Below are 25,568 nucleotides of genomic sequence, written 5' to 3'. Positions count from 1 at the left end.
ATGAAAAAATTGATATATATATTTACTATTTTGTTATTCAACTCCTGCAATTTGCTGGATGTAGAGCCGGAAAATTCCGTTACCTATACCAACTATTTTAAATCGGAGCTTGAACTGGAGTCCGTAACGGCTCAAATGCACTCTTTTATCCGGATGTATTTATTGGATAACGATCATCTTCTGCATGAATATGCCGGGGCTTTTGCCGATGAAGTAGACCCTTATTTGGATGATATCCGGAAATTTAACCCGAGTTCATTCCGTTTCGACGATCCGTCCTGTGACTGGCGAAACATGTACGATATCATTTATGTGGCTAACGTGATGCTGGACAACCTGCATCGAGCCGTAAACGTGGCTCCCGACCGGGTTGATTTTCACCGGGGACAGGCTTGTTTCGGGAAAGGAGTTGCCTATTTTTTTATTACACTTCGGTGGGGAGATGCGGTGATTACCAAGGATAGCAAGACAATGACCGCCTACGGTTGCAGTCCGGCCCTTGAGGTGATCGATACGGTTATTTCCAACGCACTTGAAGCTTACCGGTTATTACCTAAATTCGAAGACATGAAAGACCGGAACGGTAGTCCTATTACGACGAAACAATATGGTTGCAAGGGTTCGGCCGCGGCCTTGCTGGTTCATGCCTATGCCTGGAAAGGAAGTTTAATCGGTTTGTATAAATTTCAAGGGGATTCCAAGGCTTGCTACGAAGAGGCTATCGCGTGGGCCGGGAAAATTATCGGCGGAGAGGCCGGTGTTTACGCGATGCAATCTCCGGAAGAGCTTTGTCAGGTCATGAGTAAGGTTCGTGAGTTTAATCCGGAGAGTATATTTGAAATCGAGTTGGACGAGGTCTCTTCCGGCTATATTCAATCCAACGAGTTCGGTCAACATTATATCAGTTGGCCGGTCAATATAAAGGCTTCTTCCGGAGCCATCGCCACGATGCCTTTACGTATTTTGAACGAGACCGTGGACAAGATGTATGATGACAATGATCTCCGGAAAAAAGCCTTTTTTTACACGCCTAAACCGGAAGATAACGTGGAACAGACTACCTATGCATATCCTTATAAATGGCGGGAAGGCTTTTATCGGTCGGCCGATAACGGAGAAAAAGAGTGGCAGACGTTGCGAGCCAATGCTATGGTGTGGCGTTTGGCAGATATCTACCTGTTAAGGGCCGAATGTTATGCCAAGATCGGAAACGAACCGGGGGCTAAAAGTGATTTGAACGAAGTACGTAATCGGGCACATGCCGTTCCTTATCCGTCGTCAGAGGACAGGGATATTCAATATGCTGTTTTCAAAGAACGGGAAAAAGAGTTGATATTTGAAGGACGTCACTATTATGATATCATTCGAAACGGGGAAGAATACATCATGAAAGAGTTACCTGCCGGACAAGCTAATTTAATCAATTATAATGCTATTCGCGAGGGTATTCTTTATTTGCCGATATCGAGCGGGGCTTTTACTTTAAATGAAAAAATACGTCAGAATATATATTGGTCCAGATACCAATAAAACAATTAATCCATAAAAACATATTTGTGATGAAATATATTACAAGCATTATCATTTTAGTCGTACTTGTATCTTGCGAGACAAAATACAACCTGATCGATACCGGATTGGCCAACGGACGTCATGATTGTAGTATGTATGAATACTTCAGGCTTCAGCCCTATGATTGGGATTCTACCCGTCTGATGATCGAGCGGGCTGATTTGATCGATCTTTTTGAGGGAAAACGAGTCGGATTTGAGCATATTACGTTTTTCGGTCCGACCAATAACACGATCCGTCGTTGGATGATCGAACAGGGGTACGAGAGTGTGCGGGATATTCCGGTTAAACTGTGTGAGCAGTTGATGCTGCGTCATGTCGTAAAGGGTAAATACAAACGCAATGATATTCCCCGGGGAACCCATGGAAACGGTTCACAGAAAGGAACGGGTGGAATTGATCTGACGGGAGCTATCGGTAATACATTTTGGGTCTACACTTTCCGCGGGGATTACGAAGGTATTCCCGGAACCGGTTCGGTAGATATTTATATTCTTTCGCTTACAGGAGACCGATTGCGTATTGACGTCGCTTCCGGGGATATAGAATCGAATAATGGAATCGTCCATTCGTTGAGCTATTTCTATCAGTTCGGAACTTTATAAAGAGAAATTTTCGAACTGATGCAAGGACATTTAATCTATAATTAAAAATTCAGCATTTTTTATGAAACATATTTTCATTCTATTATTGGTAATCATGGGGCTAAGTGCCTGTCATACCAAAACGGTGGGTTATCTGAAAACCGACGGAGCTTCTTTTACACCGGATTCTTTGGTGATTCGTAAGGAATTAGATGAAGACGATCCGGTTGATCAAATCCGGATTCAAAACAATGCTCCTTGGGTAACCAATAAATTGCAGGGGGTATTGGGAACGTCTCCCATTAATTATCGTTTGTTGGATATAAAAGCTTTCGAGGGAGGAGATGCGGCCGTTTTTCGTAAAGAGCTTACCGTCAGGGGAATTGGCGTTATGCAGGTGCCTTTGAAGTTCAATGCACCTAAAGGACGTTATTTGATTAGTTTAGAGGCTTATAACGAAGATCATTCTTCGGAGATGAGGGATATTTTTACTTTTATTGTTAAATAAATTACGTAATTATGATTCATATGAAAACATTATTATTAAAAACACTATTATTATATATCTGGTCGGTAGGTTGGAGTCTTCCCGGTTCCGGACAGGGTATTACTTTTTTTCAGGAGGGATTGGAGGCGGCTAAAACCAAAGCTGCGGCTGAGCAGAAGTTGATTTTTATCGATTTTTATGCCGATTGGTGTGGTCCTTGTAAAATGATGGAAAAAGAGGTATTTACGGATAGTTTGGTCGGCGCATATTACAATAGTAAATTCATCAGCCTGCAAATCAACGTGGAGAAGAAAGAAAATCAGAAATGGGTTAAACAGTACAAGGTGACTTCTATGCCTACATTGGCGGTTATTCGACCGGATGGTAAAATCGTATCTTTGGTTACGGGTGCTCGTTCTAAGGAAGAATTCTTAAAGATGGGACAGGTTGCGGCTGGCGATGCGATGAGTTTTGAAGAGCTTTATGCTCAATGCAAATCTTCTAATAACGATCCTCGGGTGGTACGTCAGACTCTGAAAGAGGCCCGGGCATATGTAGGGGGATTGGAAGGAATTGAAGCCCAGAAATGGATATCCCGCGTAAATAAACTGTATAAAGATTATATTGCCGAACAGTTGAAATCGGATACCGCCCTGATCAACCCGGAAGATTACCAGATCAGTTTGGTATTCCACCAGATCAAAAAAGATGATCCGTTGTTGGAATACATCAATTCGCATATGGAAGAGTATATTCAAAAAATGGGGAATGCCCCGGCTGCTTGGGTTATCGAGTATAATAATCAGATTTGTGAAGAGTTGGCCAAAGCCGGGGATTCCGGATATCGGGAATACCTTGACCGGATTTCAGGAGATATGCGCACGGCTTACAGTACGGCACCGGAAGATATCAACAGTATATACAATCGCCAGAAAGGGTATTGTGATGGATTGTATATATTGTATCATAAAAAAGATGCCGGTAAATACATCGAGCACATGAATCATTATTTAAAGAATCTGGGTGATAAGGTCGATGCTACCACTTACGGGCAAGCGGCTCAGAATATGTATTACGCGATGAGCGGTAAATTGACTTCCGATCAACATAAGGCGGCGGCAGAATGGATTGTTAAGGCTCTTCAATTTCCGAATATTCCTCTTATTGACCGGATTAACTACCTGGCCATGTTGGGGGACAGTCACAAAGCTATGAAGGATTATAAAAAAGCGGCTGAGGCCTATAATCAGGCTTACATGGAGTCTTTGCAGATAGAAGGTAAGATGACGGCCATGGAGATACAGATGGCGATCAAAAGTAAATTGGCAGCTTTAGAATTACTACAATGATGATGAAAGAAAGATATACGATACTGATTAGTTTGCTATTTGCTTTTCTCGGTGTTTCGGCACAGGCCACTATGCCGGGATTACGTCAGGGAAAACTTGCCAACGGAATGACTTATTATGTAAAACATTCCTCTTTGGAACCGGGAAAAGTAAGCATATATTTGGTTCAGAACGTAGGAGCTATTCTGGAGGAGGATAACGAAAACGGTTTAGCCCATTTTTTGGAACACATGGCTTTTAACGGTACCCGGCATTTTCCCCGGGGTGTTATGTCGTGGTTACGCGGAAAAGGGATTTATACCTTTAACGCTCATACCGGGGTTAACGAAACGGTATACAGCATAGATGCCGTTCCCCTGGAGCGGCAGGGAATCGTGGATACCTGTTTCCTCATTGTCAAAGATTGGTGCGATGAGCTTTTACTTAAGGATGAGGATATTGACGCCGAACGAGGAGTTATTGTCGAAGAGTGGCGTGTTCGGAATACTCCCGATAGTAAAATTCAAAATGCTGTTGCTCCGGAACTTTATAACCATAGTAAGTTTGCCCGACGTAACGTGATCGGGAATGTCGAATTGTTGAAAACGTTTCATCCCGACGTGTTGAGAGCATTTTATCATAAATGGTATCGTCCCGATTTACAGTGCGTGATTGTCGTCGGGGATATCGATCCCGTCGAATACGAGAAGAAGGTTGAACAATTGTTTGGTACGATTCCGGTAGTTGAAAATGCACCGGAACGTTACGATATTACGATCGATGATAATGTAGAACCTCTTTATAAATTGGTTTTGGAGTCGGAAAATACGGTGCGTACGATCAGTATTGCGCAACGGGTAAAACGTCCCGATTACCCGAACGATGAGGTGCGGCGTAAATACCGGGAATCCGCCCGTCTTTTTAACACGTTATGGGCCCGTCGGATTACCCGATTGAAAAACGCAAACGGGGAGCAATTCTTGGCTGCTAATGTGGATTTTGGACGTTTCGTGAAAGGGTATAATACAATGTCGATGGATATCATGCCTTTTAACGGTAAAGATGCCGATGCGTTTCGGCAAGTTTGGGGGATGTGGGAGGAGATTCGACGTTTCGGATTTACCAAGGAAGAGATCGAACGCGTACTGGAAGAGCAATTATCGGAACTTCAGGAGTTGGAGCGGAATTTGGATCAAAACCGGAATAATTACTATATCGATCTTTTTAAATCCAATTTTCTGCTCGGAACTCCTTGTCCCGATATGGAAGAAGAGATTGAAAAGTCAAGGGAGACTATTTTTGAATTTACTCCCGAAGATATGCAGGAGTGGTTGCGTTCCTGGGCCGATGATAATCGGAATATCACGATCTTAATTTCCGGGAATGATCCTGGTTATGCTTATCTTACCCGGGAGGAGGTCGTCCGGATGATGAATGAAATCCGTCGGGAAAATAGGCAACAACAAGAAGTCAAAAAGGACGTCCCGGTATTTTTCGATCTGAAACTCACCCCTGCTACGGTGGTTAAGACACGGCCTTTAAAACGTTTTAACGCTGAAATTTGGACGCTATCCAACGGTGCCAAGGTCGTTTATAAAAACGTACCGGAAGGTAATGGGACCTTTTCTATGGCATGCAGCAGTCACGGCGGAGCTTCCGTCGTCGCTACCGGGGATTTGCCTTCTTTGACGGCCATGCAGGCTTTGACATTGAAGTCCGGTTTATACAAACACGATCGGAATACCTTGATGGATCTCATGAGCGGGAAACGGATGAATATGACGTTTATGCTGGATGAATACAACCAGGGAATGGGAGGGCAAGCGCCTGTCGAGCATGCCGAGATGTTTTTCCAATATCTTTACCTGATGTTTGAAAAGCCGAGGTTCGACAGGGAGCAGTTTGATAAATACATCGAGCGCCAGCGCTACCTGTACCGGAATACCGTGAAAACGGCTCTTGATAGGGTACGGGATTCCATTCAGAATTTATTGGTATTGAAAGATGCACGGAATCGGGATTTCGATCTCTCGTACATAGATGAAATGGACTTCGATAAACTTGAGAAACTCTATCACGATCGTTTTGCCAACGCCCGTCAATTTACCTTCTGTATTGTCGGGGATATTGACCGGGAGGAGGCCAAGCGATTAGCTTGTATTTATATAGGTAATCTACCGTCACGTAAAGGGAAAAAGGAGAAATTTGTTCTTCGGGATTATTCCGTCAAACACGATTCCTTGATAAAGGAGTATAACGCGGAGATGCCTGACGATCGCGGTATTGTCGAGATCAGTTTTCTCAATGATAAAAAAATGTCCAATAAAGAACAATTGGCTTTTATGATCTATGGAATGATGTTGAAAAATCATTTCTTCGAACTCATACGCGAGCAGGAAGGAGGGGCGTACGATGTGGATGTGACGGCCGGTTATTCTGCTTTTCCTTTCCGAAGAGAGAGTCTCGATGTCAAATTCCTGACGAAACGAGAACGGACGGATGATTTGAAACAAATCGTTTACCGACAGATCGAGTTGATGAAAGAGCGCTTATTTTCTCCGGCAGAGATCGAACAAATCGTGGTTATGCTGAAACAAAATAAGGAAGAAGCCGATAGTTGCATGGATCCGCAATATTGGATGAATGTATTGAACTATTACGTGGTGTATGGAGTGGATATCACTTCGCCGGATAATTTCGAGAATATTATCGATACGATTACCCCTGGATTTGTTCGTAAAACCGTGCTGAAATTTTTTAAAAAAGCCCGAAAACAGGAATTTATCATCAAATCAACTCCGGTGGAGCAAAAACCTGAATGGGAACATTTCTAATATTTATTTAAAAAGGAACGATATGAAAAATATTTATTTGATAATCCTGATGATTCTTGGCATCTGTACTTTTACAGCTTGCTCGAAGGATGACCACGAGAGTGGTCCCGTGAAGATACCCGTGACCGACGTTAAAATCCCTTCGACGATTAAACCGGGTGAAGTTCTGGTTATAGAAGGGAAGGGGTTTACAGAACAAAGCCAGATCTTTCTGCAAAGTGTCAACCCTTTGAAAATGGAGAAAAAGAGTGTTGATAATACGGGCGTAACGATTGATATTCCCGACGATTTGGCAACAGGAGTCTATTTCGTGTTCCTGCAACAGGAGAGTATATGGGAACTTGGGCGGGTTCATGTTGTTACAGGCTTACCTTCTCCGGTTACGGAAACGGTTGTTCCCGAAGAAGCAACGGCGGGTGATTTAATCACGATAGAGGGAACCGGATTCAGTAGTGATTGCCGGATTTCTATCGTGGGATCGACTGCGGAGGAGATTATGGAAATTACCGGTAGAACGGATCATACGCTTACCGTTCGTTTGCCGGTCATGTTAAAAACAGGGGAGTATACCTTACTTCTTCGTCAAGGTGAACAATGGGAGTTGGGTACTATTCGTATTCATGCTAAAACGACTTCGGCTCGATTCGCGAAAATTATTCATGTCCGGGAAGAGAGCGACGGAATGCGAAGTGTCGATACAACCCTATTTATGTATCGCGAAGGCAGGTTGGAATCGCTTATCTTGGGTACGGAATATAGCCGTTCCAAGTATGCATTCGAATATGAGGAGGGGCTAATCACGGTTAATAACTACTTTTTTAACATTTATGACCCTGATCCGGAAACCGGAGATGAGGGCGGATATTGGGAGTGGTCTGATAGTTATACTTTTACTGTAGCGGATGATTTAATTATAAATCATGAAGTATACGGAGAACCTTATGATTGGAACTATGATTCGGATAATCATTTAACCTCCGTCAGTAACGGTTCCACTTCTACCGTCACATATCATTATTTGGATGAGAAGCTGGAATCTATGCAACAGGATGAGTGGGGTTCCGAAACGACGTACAGGTTTAGTTATGCAGATCAGCCAAACGACAAAGCCGGGGTGGGGGTGGATGCAATGGCTGTTATTCTTTATCTATTGAATAATAGTACGAATGAACTCCATGCCCGTTTATTGAATTTATGCGGAAAGGCCTCAGCAGTACTACCTTCGGAGATTATTGTTAAAGGTGAATACGTGGAAGCGACTTATCGTTTTTCATATAAAACGATCAACGGTTATGTTAGTAAGATTACAAAATCGGGTACTGATGCTGTAAAGGATATTTATGACATTTCGTACGAATAAGTATTGAAAGGAAGGAGGCGGTATGCTGGTTTAAATTCGAAAAGATGAATCGTTAATAAACAAAAAATCCGGAAGTAATTCCGGATTTTTAGTTATATGTTTATGGATAATTAGAGGTATTTATGTTCTTTTGATGGTCTTGCCTTTCCTGTGAAATTAGATATTGGAATTGATCTTATTTTTATAAATAAATCATTATTTTGTAAACAATAGTTTTGTGTACTATGTATTGTAATTCACAGATTGTTATAGTATTTGTATATTGGATTATTTTGCAATACGGGTATTTTTTAACTTAAAAATAGGGAGGTAGTAGTAAAAAAATATTTGTATTCATGATAAAAAAAGTTATTTTTGACAAGTGTATGGGTGGTGACTAAAATAAGCAAAAGCATGGTAAAGTCTGTTTTTGATAGTAAGATGTTCGAAAAATTGTTTCATCTTCATTTTGTGGATTTGATGGGTTTTGTTAATAGCTATGTAAAGGATGAAGAAGTAGCTAAGGATATTGTTCACGATGTCTTTTTAGTACTTTGGAATAATAGGAAGCGATTAGACCCTTCTTATTCAATGAAATCTTATTTGTTTACGTTATCCCGGAACTATGCCTTGAACTATTTAAAGCACTTGCGTGTTGTAGCCTCCAATGAACGGGAAGTAACGGCTTTAATAGAAAATGCTAATGATGAATTGGAGCAACACGAAAAGAGATTGTTTCGTCTGCATGAAAAATTGCTTCAATTACCTCAGAAACAGCAAGAGGTGTTGAAAAAATGTTTTATAGAAGGGATGGGATATAAAGATGTGGCCGAAGAGTTCGGAATCAGTTTGAATACGGTAAAAACCCATTTGTCCCGGGCACTGAAGTTTTTGAGAGAAGAGATGCATGACGAGGTGATTTTATTCTTCTGCATGCATAAAAGAATAGGGATAGGGAGATTCTGATTTCTTCCCGAATGATTAAAAAGAGCCGGAGAAATTATACTATTTTCTCCGGCAGCACACTACAGTCGATTGTTTGTTTTTAGGTTTAGGTAATCATTATCCAGTAGTTCTCGAAATATATTGTAGGAGATAAAAACACCTTCTTGATTATCTTTTTGAAAAAAATCGGGAAGGGGAGAATAAAGTCCCCTTCCTTTGTATTTAAAAATGATGATCTTATCTTCCTCTTCTGCGAATCCAGATGATGATGGCGGCAATAGCCAACAGTATCGGGAAGAGTCCCATAAGACCGAGTTTTGAAATATACATTCCTGACTCTCCTATGCGTACGGCGTTGTCCGGTGGATTGGGACGGCGTACGTCTATGGGCACTTCTTCGTCTGACATCCAGAAGAATGATCCGGTGATAAGCGAGTAGTTGGAAGCCCTCACGCCTTTTCGACCGATATTGATCTCCCCGTTACTCAGGCAATCGGCATCTCCCAAAATAATGATCTTCTGTTCTTTTTCTCCCACTTTCCGGGATAAAGCTAAAGCTGTGGTATAGATTTTCTCTACTTCTCCGGCTTTGGGATTCAATTTAACCGTATCATCCACGAAATCGGTCGTTTCTACTTCGTTCCAGCAATTAATCGTGTCGCTCCTAAAGAGGGGAATAACCGTGAAACCCTTGTTTTCCGTGTATTCTAAGCCTGTACAGCTTGGCATCGTGACTACTAATTCTCGTTTGATCATATTGTTGAAATGATAGGAAAACTCTCCGGCCTCTTTCGTGGGCGTAGCGATGATAAAATCTGCCTGGAAATTTTCAGTCGGTCGAACCAGGCGTCCCGGCATGAATTGCACGCCGAATCGTTCCACGAGCGGATTCATTACCTCTTGCCGTTTGGGTTCTCCGGCAATCAACAGATTGCCTCCCCGTTCGATATAAGCATTTAAATGTTGGTTTTCTTCCGGGGTAAGCGGTTCACGCATGTCGGCAATGACCAGAATATCGACGTTTTCCGGTATCTCCCTATTCAGGGTTACTTCCAGGAAGTCGAACCCTTGGTTGATCAAGGAGTAACGGAAAGGCCTGTCTTGTGCAAAACGGTTGTAATCGCGATCTCCTTCCTTGATACAATCTCTTTCCCCGTGTCCCTTTACGAAACCGACTTTCGGTAGTTCCATTACCAGGCGCTTAAAGGCGGCTGAAATTTCGGATTCGAAAGGATGTACATACATATCATCGAATACGCGCAAGAAGGTTTTTTGTCCGTTCTCTCTCTCCAGTACCCTCACGAAGCGATTTTTTTCCGGGGTAAGGTCTTCCAATTGACGGACGGCTTCCGGGGTAATGAACAGGTTCGAGTCTAAGTTCCATGAATTGCATATCTTTATCATCCTTTCCCGGTCGGAAAGCCCCGGATAGCGCTTATCCAGTTGAGGGTTTTCGGCCTTATCGTAGTAATAGACGTATTTCATCTTAATCTCCGGTTTGAAACGGGTGTACTGTTTAAATCGGTCCAGATCCCGGTTTATACTACGCGGTAAAGCTAATGTATAGTAATTATCCAAGATGTTGGTATAGGTGGTGATGGTTAAACCGCCCTCCATCTTGTTTACGATTTCTTGGCTGTTGAGGGTTAACGTTCGGGCTTTGGTACGCGTGGCATCATAGAAACCCATTAAATGCGGGCGAGAACTCAGGTATCCGAGGGATATGGCAATAAAAACGACTCCGATGTATTTTCCGAAAGAGATCGTCCAAGCACTTTTCTGTCTGACTCCCTGTAAGCGAATGATGGAAAGAGTCAGGAAAAGGGCGATAACGATCAGGAAATACAAAACATCTTCGCTGCAGATCAGTCCGTTGATAAATTCCGAGGCTCGTCCCCGGATGGAGAGCCAGTACGTGATATCCCGTACAAAAGCGATGTCCTGCCACATTCCCCCGATGAAGTTCAATACGGCTAAAATAGCCAAAGTACCCATGGCGGCAACAACCTGATAGGATGTTAGACTGGACATAAACAGACCGATCGCCGCGTAAGCGCAAATCAAAAGGTAAAGGCCGAGTAAACCGGATAATGTAGCGACGAAATCAAACGATTTGATCGTGCATGCTCCATAAATAACAAAAACAAAGAGGATGAACGCAAGCACGAGTCCGTAGATCATCATAGAGAAGAATTTTCCCAAGATGATCTGGGTATTGGTGACGGGAGAGGAGTAGAGTAATTTGATAGATCCGCTTCCTAATTCCCGGCTCATCAATCCCATGGTTAACAGGGGTATATAAAAGTATAGATATTGTTGTACGTTGGTAAAAAGTCCCCACATTCCGGCATAGGTTCTCATGGTGACGTCACGTAGGGTATATCCCAATTCCTGGTTTCTCACGAAACCGCTAAATACATCCGAAAAAGCCATGGCTGTCTGAAATGTGAAAATCACGATGATCAACCAGGCCACAGGAGAATAAAACAGAGTTTGTAATTCCGTTCGGGCTATTTTATATATCATTCTCATAATATCAATTTTACAGGTTATTATTTTTTGGATAACTCGGCGAAAACAGCGTCGAGAGAGCTTTTTTCTATATTGATCTCCGTGAGGCGCCATCCTCTGGCTACGCTGGTTTCAACGATGCGCTCGCAAACATCTTGAGCCTCTCCGAATTGCACTCGGAATTTTGTACCTCCCAATTCTTCTACGCCTAACACGCCTTGGATGGAACGTAACTCATCGGTAGGAGGAGCTGCGGCCATGTTGACCAGTAAAGTGTTCGGAATGATATAATTATCGAATTCATCCACCGTTCCGGCAAAGACAAGGTTTCCCTGCTCGATCATACGGATGTAATCACAGGTCGCCTGTACTTCCGAGAGGATATGGGTGGACAATACCACCGTGCGTTCCTCGGCAATCTCTTTTATCAGGTGGCGTATCTCCACGATCTGGTTCGGGTCCAAGCCATTCGTCGGCTCGTCGAGTACCACGAAATCCGGATTATGAACGATGGCTTGCGCTATTCCCACCCGTTGCTGGTATCCTCCGGAGAGGTTACGGATCAGGCGTTTGTTGAAATGGGAGATCCCGCATTTATTCATTACCTCCTTCACGGCATTATCCACCTCTTTGCCCCTGAGCCAGCGTAAATTGGCACAATGAACCAGGTATTCTTCTACCGTCAGGTCCATATGCAAGGGCGGTTTTTGCGGTAGGAAACCGATATGACGTTTGGCCTCTACCGGTGACTTTCTCAGGTCGATTCCCTTGATATAAATACTTCCCTGGGTCGGTTTCAATACCCCGCACATGATGTTCATCGTGGTTGATTTACCTGCCCCGTTAGATCCCAAAAGGCCGTATATCCCGTTACGGGGAATCTCGAAATTGATATCCCGTATGGCCCACTGAACACTATAGCGGTGGGATAGATTTTCCACTTTTACAATTGTTTCTTCCATAATTTTTTTTGATTACATAACACAACATCCCTATCATACACAATATATGATATACGATAATTTATAAATACGTGATTTGGGTATTCACGAGGCCGTGTTCAAACGGCCTCGTGAATGATTTTGGTTTATTTTTATCTATATCTGTCTTCTGCAGAGGACCAATTAGAGAACCTACCATATTTAAAGATAGAGTGAACAATATTTCCTAATCCTGAATAGTGTTTGATTTCCAATTTTGCGTTTGTTGCAGGATCAGAAGGATCGACATTTCCGCGGGCGATAGCGTTGACTACCTCTTCCGGATCTAAGTCACAAATGTAGAAATGACCGTCACTAAAGGCAATACCCATTTCGGAGACGACAGCATTGGTATGAATGGAAACAATCTTTCCCGTGGGAGGATTTTCTCCTAAGCTACAATCTTTATACAAATAGTATTTGTCGTTTTGTTCCCGGTAGAAATAGACCTTCTTGCCTACGGTGAAGAATACGTGAGGGCTATCTTGGAAATAGGTGTTTTGTCCTCGTAACATCCAGAATTGAGAATCTTCCGTAAGATTATAACCGGCAGCAAATTCTTTTTGTACGGGTTGAGAGACTTTTATCGTGTTGGTGGAGGAATCCCAGGTTAAATAACACTTCTGGAAATAATATTTTCCGGTTTCCGTGTCTTTTAAAATATTTACGAGATAACAGTCGCCTCCCCATTCGTCACAGGTCTGAGCATATACTAACTCCATTTTTTGATCCATTCCGTTACAGAAGTCGAAATAGTCCGGAAACTCTTCTTCGTCGTAGTTTTTAACTAACAAAGGTAACATCTTATCGTTGCTGGAAGATTTGTATATGGCTAACCATCTTTTGTTTTTATTATCGAACATAAGTTGATAATAAGTCGGCTTGGGGAACGTAAACATGGTAATCTCCATACCTCCGGGGTATTCAAGAGGGATCGTGGGATATTGAGCCGTTTGGAATTGACTGGTTACGGTCTTGTTCATACGGGCATATACCTCTCCTTTGGCGGTCAATAACAATTCGACGCCACTAACCGTTCCGTTGGCATAACATACTTGAATAGGGTCAAAACCTTCATAGGGGTATTTTTCACCGATAAACTCGTCTTTCGTTTGAATGACCTGACTGAAATTTCTTCCGTCCAATTCTACTAATCCGGGTTCTCCTCTCTGCATAACCAATATTTCGTCATAGGCCGAAGTAAAGTGTTGTTCCAACCGGAATGGATTGGAGCCAAGAGGTTTATCTGGATGTAAGGTTTTATAAATATCCGGGTATAGTTCATAGGTGTCAATATGGATGAAATCCAAAGCGGAACGTCCGTCTTTGTCGGAAAGAATAAGCCATCCTAAAAGATATTTGGCACTGACCGTTACGGAAAGAGAAGCTCCCCAGCTAAGCCCCGTGGATCTTTGTATCACCTGGAAGGTAACATAGGTACTTCCGGATTCATTAAAAGTATAACGACATACTCTTTCGTTAGAGATCTCTTCTCCGTTGTAAGTCCATTTAAAATCGTATTGAGTGGAATCTTCCGCTCCCCAGTTTACTTTACAATCCAGCTCACACTCTTCTCCTACATAAGCTATTCTGTTGCTCCTGTCTCCGGATAGAGCTTCATCTCCTATGATTGAAATCTTGGGCATAGGAATCCGGGCCGTTTTCGATTTATCATCATAGCATCCTGTAAATAGTCCCCAAAAGACTAAAAACGCACCTAAATAATATATTATTTTTTTCATAAACATCATTTTTTAGTATTAGATCAAATTTCCGAGAACTGCTACTTCCATTTCCGAACCGTCTTTTTCATATACCGTTCTTCCGGCCTCCTTTTCATCATTCAGGTATTTTTTGAATAGAAGTGAATAATTCCGGAGTTCACTGTCCGTTGCATTTGTCAAGTCTACTTTTATCACGTCTAAAAATAATTGATATTTTTCATCGGAATATTTGCCTAAATAGTAGTTGATGACATTGGAATTCCACCATTTGGGTTGTGCGATGATGTTGTGGAACCAGATGATGGCTACTCTATACTCGGTTCTTCCGGCTAAGAAATTCTCGGAATCCTTTATTTCAACCACTAAACGGACTTTTTGCGTGTCTAAAATGGGATTGTATTTCAATTTGATATAACAGGTATCCATATCTCTTCCGGCTCTCATAACCGGATTTTCCGGGATTTCATAGGTTTCTGCCGGGGCCGTGGTATATTCGTCTACTACTGCAATTTTATACGTTTGATCTTGATCTCCTCTTCCTGTACACCTTACACTAATTGGAAATTCGATGGTTGTCTCTCCGGGATAGAAGAAGAAGGAGGTCTCTGTGGAATCGGTCTCGGCCCGATACAGATAGAGATATCTGTTTGAGGTCAAATCGTTGTAGGTGGGAATACCTTCCCGTTCGCAACTGGTCAATAGACCTACTATACTTATTACCAGTAAATATATATTTTTCATATGTTTTTACTTTATAACATTAATAATAAGATGTTTCACTATCCGGGAGAGGTAATACAAACCAGGAATCGGGTACGTCCCAAGGAATATTGGTTCCGTTATACATCTTTTTCCAGTTTAATTTTTTCAAATAGTACCAGGTTTGTCCCCGGGTCAGGAAATCCCGGCTCAAATCATTGACCAGAACTTCCATAAAGGAGTTGTAGTCGTTTACCGTGCTGGGAATGGGAGTGGTGATGTTACGGTTATCCTTTACCACTTTTAAGGCATTGATAGCCTCTCCGATTTTTCCTTGTTCGGCCAGGTATTCTGCTTTGATGTAATAGATTTCGGGAATTTCCAATACCGGTAAAATAACTCGAACCTGTTCGATGTAATTATCTGTTGAATAAGAAGAGTTAGAAGGATCCCATACGCGATAACGAGATGTTGATGCGTTATAGAAGGCTGTATAACGATAATCTTCTTTAATATCATCCGCACCGAACAAATCGTTTAATTTTGTCATTTTGAAATAATTTGTTCCGGCAACCTTGCTATAATTTTCCGCAACTTTTGTATTCCATAGGCATATTAACCCTTCCGGGCATCTTTTACCGTCAATTAAATTCGGATTGTTATTGGGCTTTTGATCCCAGGCAAATTCGAACCCGACACCTGAGTCGATCCAGTCCTCAATGATTTCATTGACATACGGCATGGCTTTGTCATTTTCTCTATTGTAGGAATATACCCGGGCCAATAGACCGGTTACTCCCCAGTAATTCAACCTAAATCCCCGGTAAGCAAAGAATCCGGCTGCATTTCCGTTACTGCGTTGCCCGTCGTCCTGTAAGTTTTGGATACCGTAAAACAACATCGTACTGAAATAAGACATGATACTTTCACCCCAAAGTATATCCACATCGATGGGTTTGAGAATGTCTCGGGCGTATTTCAAATCTTCGATCACATTTTTAATGATCTCTGAAGTTGATTTGTATTCGGGAGAAATGTTAGGATAGGTAGTAACGTAAGGAATAGCCTTATCCGTGTTTCCCAAGATGGGTGCCGGAGCAAAAAGGCGTAAAAGTTCGAAGTGCATCAATGCGCGCAATGCTTTTGCTTCTGCCAATATCATACCTTTTTCCCACGTGTATTCGAAAGGCTTGTCGGTCGTTTCGACGTTTTTGATGATATTGTTGCAGTTTGCGATAACATTATAACCGGTTTCCCAAATACTGGCAATGGCATCTTTGGTATAAGAACTTTCAAAGTTTGTATTGTCCATCGCGTATTTGTATTTGGTAGGAAGAGAACTGGCGGTATAATTTCTGCCCAAAACACTCATCATTCCCCAGGTTAATTCCTGTCCCCATAAAGGATCGGAAGCTGCGATTTGATAAGCTCCGATTAAGGCTGTCCGAAATCCTTTCGTTGTGGCAAAAGCATCTTCCTCAAGTATCTCTTCATTCGAAAGGACATCTAACCATTTGTCACATGAACTGACCAAGATTCCGGTCGATAACGTGAGAAACAGTGCTATGATTTTTATTCTTTTCATATTGATGTGGTTAAATATTAGAAACTGATATTCATGCTAAAATTGAACGTACGTGCAAAAGGATAGCTCGTTCCTCTTTCCTGCTTAATGGAGGAGATGGTTGCGATATCTTCCATGTTGAACTGTAATCTTAACGTACTGAGTCCCCAACGATTTACTAATGCTTTGTCGAAATCGTATCCTACGGTTAAGGAGTTGAATGTTAATGTATTGTCGTCTTGTACGAACCGGGAAGTAGGACGGGTAACGTAAGTTTGGTCTTTGATATCCTTTAACGGGGTTACGTCTCCGATCTCTTTCCAACGATCGGTCAAGATACGACGGTCTCCGCTATACGATTTCAAATCAACGTTTTCAATAGCCTGTAAGGTTTGGTTATAGGCTTGTCCTCCCCAACGATACATAAAGGTTGTATAGAGGGTGAAGTTTTTCCAACGAACATTGAGACCGAAGGAACCCGATATTTTGGGATCGGAATCTCCCAGGTTTTGTTGTTCTTCGGATTTCCACACGTGCGTGGTGGTTCCGTCTCTTTTCACGTAGAGTTCATCGCCGCGTGCGGGGTCGATACCCAAAGATTTCATACCGTAGATAGCAGAAAGCGAGTTACCTACCTCGTATTTCATGAAGGGAGTGGCAACATCCGAGCTCGTACTTGTGGAACCATAACTATTGAAGTGTTCATCGATTCGTTTGTTATAGTTTTCTAATGCTTGGCCGATTTTGGTAATGGTATTTTTGTTGTGGTTGGCATTACCGAAAAGATAGATACTCCAGTCCTTGTTTTCAAGTGCCCTGATATTGATATCGATATCGACCCCCTCGTTTAGGATTTCTCCTACATTACTTTTGTAAGAAATAAAACCGGAAGAAGAGGGTATGGTGACATCTTCAACCTGATCGAGTGTTTTAGCATGATAATAATCTACTTTCAGGGTCAGGGCGTTATTTAATACGGCGATTTCCGTACCGGCATTCCAGGTTCTTACTTTTTCCCATTTCAGGTTTTCATTACCGAGAGCTTTTAGTTTCATCCCCCTGATATTGGCATAATCCACGTCGTATAGAACTTCATAAGTTGTTCTGGCCTGATAAGGATTGAAATTAGCTTTTCCGGTTTGTCCGTAAGTTGCCCTAAGCTTGAATTGATTCAAGAAACCGACGTTTTTCATGAACTCGTAATTGTGAATATTTATTCCGGTACCGAAAGACCAGAACGTACCTGTTTTCTTTTTGCTACCGAAGGCAGAGGATCCGTCCAAACGACCGGAAACGTCGAATAGATAAATATCACTAAAACTGTAGTTGAATTGCAGGTAAGTACCGAAACGACGGCTGTAACTATCTTTATAGGTAGGTTTGGAGCTCACGTCTACGGCACTACTGGGGGAAGGAACGCTTCCGAACGGGAATCCCTGATAGTAAGCATAAGTGGCTTCTTGTTTCGTTTCCGATGCTTCCAATCCTAAAGAGAAGTTTAAATTATGTCTTCCCAGTTGCTGATTGTAAGATAGTAAACCGTTGGCATTCCATTTGCTCGTGCGAATTTCACGATCTGTGTATTTTCCTTTTAAATCGTTTTCGCTTTGGTAGAAGTCTCCTGAAGCCGGGTCCTTGTATTCGTCTTCATCCTGTAATTTGAAAGAAGCACTAAAAGTTCCTTTTAATAACCAGTAATTATTAATGTACCAGCTGATACTTAAGTTGTCGGTAAACTCTTTGTATTTGGTTTTATTGAAACTTTGTAAAGAGGCTTCATACAAAGGATTATTAATGCGCGTTGATCCGTTAGGCGGAACAGAAGTTCTGTAAATTTCAAATTTTTTATAAGGGTTTCCTGTTTCCGGATCATAGGGAGAGAGGTAGGGTTTCATCCTCACGTAATCGCTAAATGAACCGTAAGGAGAATTTTCAGAAGACATAATACTTAATGAAGTTTGGTTTTTAATCTGTAAAGATTTCCATCTGTAATCGACGGTGATTGCGGCTCCATATACATCCCGGAATGATTTTTTCATTACACCTCCGTTGTGTTGATAGTTTAACTCCAATCCCCAACGAAGTTCCTGGGAACCTCCGTCTATGTAAAGGAAATGTTTATGATTTACTTCTGTTTGTAAAGGTTTGGAAATCCAATCCGTATCGATACCGCGAAGGATGTTGTTGTATTGTTCGTCGTAATTGATGATTCCGGCAGCAATGGAACTTGCGTTGGTTCCGGTGTATAATCCGGCTTGATATTCAGCTTCCAATGCTTCTGCGGCATTTAACAGATGGTAACTGCTTAGATCCGGAGCGGAAACGGCTAATGTCCCGGCGTAACTGATTCGGATCTCTCCGGGTTCCGGAGCAGAGGTTTCAATAACGATTACACCGTTTGCGGCCCGTGAACCGTAAACAGCAGTTGCTGCTGCATCTTTTAAGATGGTGACACTCTCGATCCGATTGATATCCATATCATATACTTTGGCCATATCCACTTCGAATCCGTCCAATATAAAGATAGGGGCACTCGGATTGTTTGTTAAGGCGAATTGAGATACGTCGTCGGCAGTTAGCTTATCCAACTCTTTTAATTCCGATGTACCGGAACGCCCCCGGATATAATACTCGGGCATCGTATTCGGGTCGGAACCCATGACGTTGTTCTGAATTAATTTGAAAGAGGGATCGAAGACCTGCAATGCTTTCATCACGTTTTGGCTGGATACCTTCAATAGATCTTCTTTACTGACCCTGGTGGAAGCTCCCGTGAAACTTTCCTTTTTAATATTGGCGTATCCGGTTACCACAACATCATTTAAGGAGGTGGTTTCTTCTATCATGATAACGATCAGAAATTCTTCTTTCGTGTATTTGATCTCTTTGGTCTTCATTCCGATAAAAGAAAATATCAAGACAGGATCTTTTGTTTCCGGTATGGAAAAAGAAAATTTACCTTCCCGGTCGGTAGCCACTCCTATGGTCGTACCTTTTAGACGAATTGTCGCACCGGGAATGGCAATAGAGTCTTTATCCAGAATCTTTCCTTTAATGACCATCTTTTTAATCTCATCCGGTATATTTTTAACAGGAGAGATAACAATGACGTTATCGACTATTCTGAATTTGAATTGTTTCCCAAAAACAATTCGTACGGCCTCTTCCAGAGTTGCTTGCGTTAAATTAATCGTGATTTTTTTATTTACATCGATCTCTTGTTTGCTAAAAAAGAAATCCTGTTTTAATTGCTTCTCCAGTTCTTGGACAGCTTTTTCTATGGAAACATTCTTTAATTTGAGATTAATTAAAGAATTCTGGCTTTTAACTTCGGCTGAAACGTGAGCCAAGCCTACCAGCAGTATAAAAATCACGATTTTCATTACTCGTAATAAGTTAAAGATTTTTTCACGCGTGCATAAAAAGCACCAACTTCGTTTTTTTTTCATAACTTTGTAGTTGAAAATTAATACTAGAATTCTCTTAGGAGGATAAGCGAGGGTTGTTCACGGCAATCCTCGTTTTTCTTCCTTTAGTAAAAAAATAAGTAATCTTTCTTTATCGTTTTGAAATGGTTATTGTCCGGTTATTAATGTTAAATGTTATATTAGTAGTTTCTGATATAATGTTTAAAACTTTATTCAAATCCATGTCTCTATTGATCACGCCCCTGAATTCATATTGTTTTATTTCCGGATTTTGATAGAAGATTTCGATATCATACCAACGTCTGAGTTGTTGCATGATGGACTCTAACGTCATGGAATGAAATACGAAACGTCCCTCTTTCCAGGAGATATAATCTTGAACATTTACTTGCCTTACGCCTGTATTTCCGGTTCTTGTATTCATTACGCTTTGCATTCCCGGTTTCAAAATGACTTCCTGTTTGTTTTTTTCAGAAATGAACTTCACGGAACCGTTAACAAGAGTGGTGTATATATTTTCATCATCGCCATATGTGTTTATATTGAACGTGGTTCCCAACACTTCGACGGATGCATCCTTTACGTGTACGATAAACGGTTTTGTACTGTCTTTTTTCACCGTGAAGTAAGCTTCTCCTTTTAAGGTAACTTCTCGTTTATCGGATAGGAATTTGACCGGGAAACGTAGTTCCGATTCAGAATTCAGCCATACCCGGGTTCCGTCGGATAGTTCGAGCGGGTAGAATCCACCCGTCGGTACTACTAATGTGTTCTGTATTTCCGTTTCGATTAGATTCATATCATTGATTTGAACCTGTCTATAGCTTAATCCTAATAAAGAATCATTTTTGATTCCTTGTACAAGAGGAGCGTCTACCCGTTGGTTGGTCGATTTTAGTTTGGCCACCTTTCCGTCGGACAGGATCAATTGAGCTTTTACCTCACCGGGAGTGATTGCGGCAATCGAAGTCCGTGCTGCAACAGATTCTTTTTCTTTTAGATGATTAATGATTTGACTCGCGAATAAACCGATGACGAGCAGAACGGATGCGGCTACGGACCATCGAATCGTTAAATAGCGATTTTTTTGTTTTTGTATGGATTGTCGAAGGTGTGAATATACCTCTTCTTTTATTTTTTCAACGTTTTGAGAAGAAAGCGATTGTCGAATTGCCGCTATTTCGTCTAATAGTTTTGTGTGTTCCGGATTTTTCAACCAGTTAATAACCTCTTCTTCACGTAACTCCTTCCTATGGTTTAAGATGCGGTAGGCAAATTCTATGTCTTGATCGTTGTAATTCATTATTTTTTTTATTTTGTCAATAACACAACAACCTCCCTAAAATGGGTGACAAGCTTGTAGAATTTTTTTTATAAAAAATAAACTTATTATTCCCTGTTGTTTTTTTAAGGTATAATAGAAATATATGAAGAGGAATCTTCAAATAAAAAGAGGCTGTTCTGTTGAAAAGACAGCCTCTTTAATATTCTATTTCTAAATTCGAGGGAAAAGAGCAGGAGAAGGGTTAAAAATTATAACCAACTCCGATTGAAAAATTGCGGTTTTTAATTTTGTAATCTTTCCATTGATCTTTGTCGGCAATATTTGCCAATCCCAGATCATAATTTAGACCTACATAAAATTTTTTAATGGAAACTCCAACTCCAAAACTTAATCCGGCATCAAATCTTTTTAGACCGCCCTTTCTGTCGTCAGACTCATCTCTGGCTGGTCAATAATAATGGGCGCAGTATCTTGTTCATATCCTAGTATTAAGTCTAACAAAATTGCCGTTTTCCATCCTGGGCTCAAACTGTTAAAATCTTTTCCGTCTTTCGTCACAATCTTATATGAACGTGTGTTTAACTCCATTAATTTCGTATATACTTTTTGAGTCATATCGTTGTATGATTCGACATTTGGATTTTTCTTGAAATAGCGACTCATCAAATTCCATGGTGTAACATCTGTAATAGTATTGATATTAGACTTTAAACAGTATTTCAATGCATCTACTAACACTTTCTCATTAAAACTAAAATTGTTAATCACAGACAATTTATGTCCTCTTGCTTCTATCTCTCTAGTCTGAAAAGAGTATTTTGTTTTAATCAATTCTTGTTTACAATGATTAAAGCCCGTAAGAGCTTTTATATATTCACCTACTGTTTTAAGCAAACTATCCTTGTTTGTGATGCGGGATTGCTGCTGTCCAAGTTCATCTTTAAGTATTCTGTCTACAACTCGTTTATGTTCTTTTACGACCATAGACACATCATCAAACACAGTATAAGCTTTTGCCGCTAAAGCAAGTTTCATTTTTATAGAGTTAATCTCTTCATTTGCATCCTCAACCAAAGGATTATTCTCTAAAAAAGTTCTGATAGTCTCTATTGCTTCTAAATCGATTTTATATTGATTTGAGGGATACTTAACGACACTTTCTTCTTCAGCCGTTGGCATCAATATATTCAATACATTTTTCTTCACTACACCAGTAACAATTAACTGTCCTGGGTTAGGCAACGCATTCAAGGTTCGCTCGCAGTCCTCTATTTTCTCCACGTACTGCAACATTTCACTAATTACCTCATGCAATTTATTTAGCCCCGTTGTAATGCTACGATTAATTTCATCGTCTGCAGGAAAAATGTTCCTTAATATTTCTATTTTATCAATGCTTTTTTCGTTATTATCCGAGATATTTTCTGCTATGAAGTTTTGAGATATATAATATGGGGTCATTCCGCTTGTATTCTCTACAATCATATTCTCTACACCATAACGCTCTATATACTTTGAACCCTCAAAATCCTGATGAATATTTCTATACAACGAATCCACAAATAAAGTTTTTCCAGATGAAGATCCGCCAATTACGACATTCAGACCTTCGGTTAAGTTTACATTCACGTCTATATGTTCATTCTGTAGCTCCACATGCCCAATATAATCACTTCGTCTTATTGGTTTCTCGTGACTAGCCACAAGTCTTGTACTTTCAGAAAGCGAAAGTCGTAATCCATCAAATGTTGGTTGCGCAAACATCCACGTTGGAATGAAATCATCATCATTGCCGCTATGCGAACGAGGATATATATTGGGAGAATAGTTGTCCGAGCAAGTCACAAGATTAATGAATTCTGATATTCCTAGTCGTTCAAAATACCGATGAGTTGCTTCCAGCCCTTTGGTGCTTCTTGACGTAAAACCATCGAATTGATTATAATATATACTTCTATTGATGGCATTATCTAAATTTTCACCATCATTGATGCTATAATTAAATGCTCCATGTTTTTGTGAGCCATGTGGCAATAAGATAAAATCGAAACTATCAAAACTATTGATAACTTTTTGGATATCTGGTGTATTAGAATCATTCCTGTTAGGCAATTTATTAGGATATAGCTCATCCAGAATCTCGTTTAGTGAATCTATTACAGCCTCTTCTATAGGGGCGTTAAAATATATATGACAATGGTACGATTTTGCCTCAGCACGATTTTGGATGTGTAATTCTATACCAATAATTAAGTTAATCCCCAAATTCTTGGCCTTCAAATAGACTGATTTATTAATGGTATTGTGATCTTTAATGAAATCATAAACGGACTGTCGCCATTTAGTTTCTTTATTTGACTAACTAGTTCTGCTATATCGTAGTTTTCATTCAGATGATTTGCATCCTCCGAAGTATGTATATGTAAATCTATGTATATTGGTTGCATAATTATTTTTATTAACAACACTATTTATTCATGTTTCTTATAATTTTCTACCTGCTCTAAAACTTTCTGAAAGACTTCCTCGTCCCACTGGGGCGGGTAGCCCTCTTTGTAGAGAAGGTAAGTAAGCTGGCTGGCGAGTTTGCTTTTTAGGTTGTCATTATTCAACCAATCTGCATAGATGGCGGTATCATCTATTAGAGTTTTGATTTTCTTAGCCAATTCTATACAACGATCATCCGCATACTCAAAGTTATGCTTGTCACGAACTTCTACAAGGACATCAAAAAATGCTTTCTCTTCGAAAGTGATACCCAAAACCTTGAATTTCTCGCTGTCAGCTTTTAGTTCTTTCAGAATATTCATTAACTTGTTCGAAAGTCCGTTGATTTTGTATGAAACGATGTCATATACATCATTCACTACGTTCTGTGTCACTTCGTTGGTAAATGTCAGCTTATCACGTGTATTATAGGCATCTATCGTATCTTCAAGCATTTTCTGGAAATGTTCAGCCTGAATCTTGTTTGTCCGGCTGTATGCTCTGATGGCTTTAGCGACAAGTTTACAAAGAATCTGGAACTTGGTGAATGGCATTTTTATTTCATCGACCTCTTTGGCAAATGAGTCGCTGAATACGTTTTCTTCAACACCTTCATTCATTACTCGTTCTACACCACTTGCAAGAATCGCTTCCTGAACCATCTGTTCCACGTGCCTGTTCATGTTCTCCGTATCGTGCTCTGTGGTGGTCATTTTGTTCACGTATGAGCAGATACCCATAAAGCATTGACTCCATGTTACTTCTTCGTCTGTCAGAATACCGGCTGGGTTACAGATATTATAAGCAGAGCGCAGCCGTTTAACATGTTCCTTGAAAAGTTTGAGGAAGGAAATCTCTCCTTTTCGTTCTATGCTGTTGGCAAGGACATATTCAGCCGCTTCCTGAATGAACTGAAGTCGGGCAAGGTCATTGTTCCCGAAAAAACGGTCAAATACCAACCCAGATAATCGCTCTTGCAAAAGTTGCAATTCGTTCTGCAATACTTCACGTGCAACTTCCAAATCTTCCTGAGGTCCGACTTCACCACCATATTTTTTCATGGCCTTTTTCATCTCTTCGCGGATACCTATGTAGTCGATGATAAAGCCACACTCTTTTGTGCCGAATTTACGGTTTACACGTGAAATAGTCTGAATGAGCGTATGTTTCGATAACGGTTTGTCGTTATAAAGCATCGTAAGGCAAGGCACATCGAATCCAGTAATCCACATATCCACATTGATGGAGATATGGAAATTCGATTTTTCCGATTTGAACTCAGTATCAAGAAATTTACGATATTCCTTGTCCCCAAGCAGATTGTAAAGTTCCTTTTCATCGTCTTTATCCCTGGTCATGACCATATTGACAAATGCGATGTCGTTCAGTTTATTCTTTTCGTCTGCTGTCAATACAAGTTCGTTCAATGCTTTCTTCTTCTCGAACCAATCAGGCTGCATCTCCCGCATGATTTTATACAACCTGAATGCTATTTTGCGGTCAGCGCAAGTAATCATAGCCTTTTGCAAACGGTCTGTTGTCTCAGTCCGACGCTTATAATCTTCGATAATGTCTTTGGCAACACGATGCAGGACATCTTCATCACCGATAATCACCTCCATACTTGACATGGCGGCCTTGCTCTTGGCAATATCCTCCGGCGTTGCCCCTTCGTCTGCACATAGGCGATAATACTCTTCTACTTTCTCTGCCTGTTCTTTATTGAGGAATACACGAGCTAATCGAGGATCATATTTGATTGGGACAGTGATGCCGTCATCCTCCGACTCCTTCATCGTAT

Annotated in this window: 16 protein-coding genes; 7 read left to right on the top strand and 9 right to left on the bottom strand. The window is 40.9% G+C overall.

Annotation, left to right across the window (positions count from 1 at the left end):
- From QZR76_RS10685 to QZR76_RS10655, 7 genes are all read left to right on the top strand, one after another.
- Nucleotides 1-1,530, top strand: a complete 1,530-nt coding sequence (locus QZR76_RS10685) for a RagB/SusD family nutrient uptake outer membrane protein (RefSeq protein WP_294142804.1) — start codon at nt 1-3, stop codon at nt 1,528-1,530.
- A 29-nt stretch (nt 1,531-1,559) separates the two neighbouring features.
- Nucleotides 1,560-2,177 (top strand): fasciclin domain-containing protein, encoded by a 618-nt coding sequence (locus tag QZR76_RS10680; protein ID WP_294142803.1) that lies wholly within the window; start codon nt 1,560-1,562, stop codon nt 2,175-2,177.
- 61 nt (nt 2,178-2,238) lie between these two features.
- Complete coding sequence (locus QZR76_RS10675; protein ID WP_294142802.1) at nt 2,239-2,664, top strand: hypothetical protein; 426 nt, start codon at nt 2,239-2,241, stop codon at nt 2,662-2,664.
- A 20-nt stretch (nt 2,665-2,684) separates the two neighbouring features.
- Nucleotides 2,685-3,992, top strand: a complete 1,308-nt coding sequence (locus QZR76_RS10670; RefSeq protein WP_294142801.1) for a thioredoxin family protein — start codon at nt 2,685-2,687, stop codon at nt 3,990-3,992.
- A complete protein-coding gene (locus QZR76_RS10665; RefSeq protein WP_294142800.1) occupies nt 3,989-6,805 on the top strand; it encodes an insulinase family protein in 2,817 nt (938 codons plus the stop codon). The genes QZR76_RS10670 and QZR76_RS10665 overlap by 4 nt, the downstream gene beginning before the upstream one ends.
- A gap of 22 nt (nt 6,806-6,827) precedes the next feature.
- A complete protein-coding gene (locus QZR76_RS10660; RefSeq protein ID WP_294142799.1) occupies nt 6,828-8,165 on the top strand; it encodes an IPT/TIG domain-containing protein in 1,338 nt (445 codons plus the stop codon).
- 393 nt (nt 8,166-8,558) lie between these two features.
- Nucleotides 8,559-9,110 (top strand): RNA polymerase sigma-70 factor, encoded by a 552-nt coding sequence (locus QZR76_RS10655; RefSeq protein WP_294142798.1) that lies wholly within the window; start codon nt 8,559-8,561, stop codon nt 9,108-9,110.
- Between the two features lie 216 nt (nt 9,111-9,326).
- Here QZR76_RS10655 and QZR76_RS10650 read toward each other — a convergent pair whose 3' ends face one another.
- The 9 genes from QZR76_RS10650 to QZR76_RS10610 form a co-directional block, all read right to left on the bottom strand.
- A complete protein-coding gene (locus QZR76_RS10650; RefSeq protein ID WP_294142797.1) occupies nt 9,327-11,621 on the bottom strand; it encodes a Gldg family protein in 2,295 nt (764 codons plus the stop codon).
- A gap of 20 nt (nt 11,622-11,641) precedes the next feature.
- Nucleotides 11,642-12,562: an ABC transporter ATP-binding protein gene (locus QZR76_RS10645; protein ID WP_294142796.1), complete on the bottom strand. Its 921-nt coding sequence runs from the start codon at nt 12,560-12,562 to the stop codon at nt 11,642-11,644.
- Nucleotides 12,563-12,693: 131 nt separating this feature from the next.
- Complete coding sequence (locus QZR76_RS10640) at nt 12,694-14,322, bottom strand: PKD-like family lipoprotein (RefSeq protein WP_294142795.1); 1,629 nt, start codon at nt 14,320-14,322, stop codon at nt 12,694-12,696.
- An 18-nt stretch (nt 14,323-14,340) separates the two neighbouring features.
- Nucleotides 14,341-15,045, bottom strand: coding sequence for a DUF4843 domain-containing protein (locus QZR76_RS10635; RefSeq protein WP_294142794.1), 705 nt, complete (start codon nt 15,043-15,045; stop codon nt 14,341-14,343).
- A gap of 19 nt (nt 15,046-15,064) precedes the next feature.
- Entirely contained in the window at nt 15,065-16,588 is a 1,524-nt protein-coding gene (locus QZR76_RS10630; RefSeq protein ID WP_294142793.1) for a RagB/SusD family nutrient uptake outer membrane protein, read from the bottom strand.
- Between the two features lie 17 nt (nt 16,589-16,605).
- A complete protein-coding gene (locus tag QZR76_RS10625; RefSeq protein WP_294142792.1) occupies nt 16,606-20,016 on the bottom strand; it encodes a SusC/RagA family TonB-linked outer membrane protein in 3,411 nt (1,136 codons plus the stop codon).
- A 109-nt stretch (nt 20,017-20,125) separates the two neighbouring features.
- Nucleotides 20,126-21,298: a FecR family protein gene (locus QZR76_RS10620; RefSeq protein WP_294142791.1), complete on the bottom strand. Its 1,173-nt coding sequence runs from the start codon at nt 21,296-21,298 to the stop codon at nt 20,126-20,128.
- Nucleotides 21,299-21,688: 390 nt separating this feature from the next.
- Nucleotides 21,689-23,560 (bottom strand): hypothetical protein, encoded by a 1,872-nt coding sequence (locus tag QZR76_RS10615; protein WP_294142790.1) that lies wholly within the window; start codon nt 23,558-23,560, stop codon nt 21,689-21,691.
- 191 nt (nt 23,561-23,751) lie between these two features.
- Nucleotides 23,752-25,568, bottom strand: a 1,817-nt coding sequence (locus QZR76_RS10610; protein WP_294142789.1) for a type I restriction enzyme endonuclease domain-containing protein, incomplete at its 5' end; no start/stop codon positions are given.

The sequence above is a fragment of the uncultured Sanguibacteroides sp. genome (assembly GCF_900543425.1).
In the GTDB taxonomy this organism is placed as follows: Bacteria; Bacteroidota; Bacteroidia; order Bacteroidales; family Marinifilaceae; genus Gabonibacter.
The sequence above is the reverse complement of the archived record's forward strand: the minus strand, read 5'-3'. Positions and strand labels throughout refer to the sequence as shown.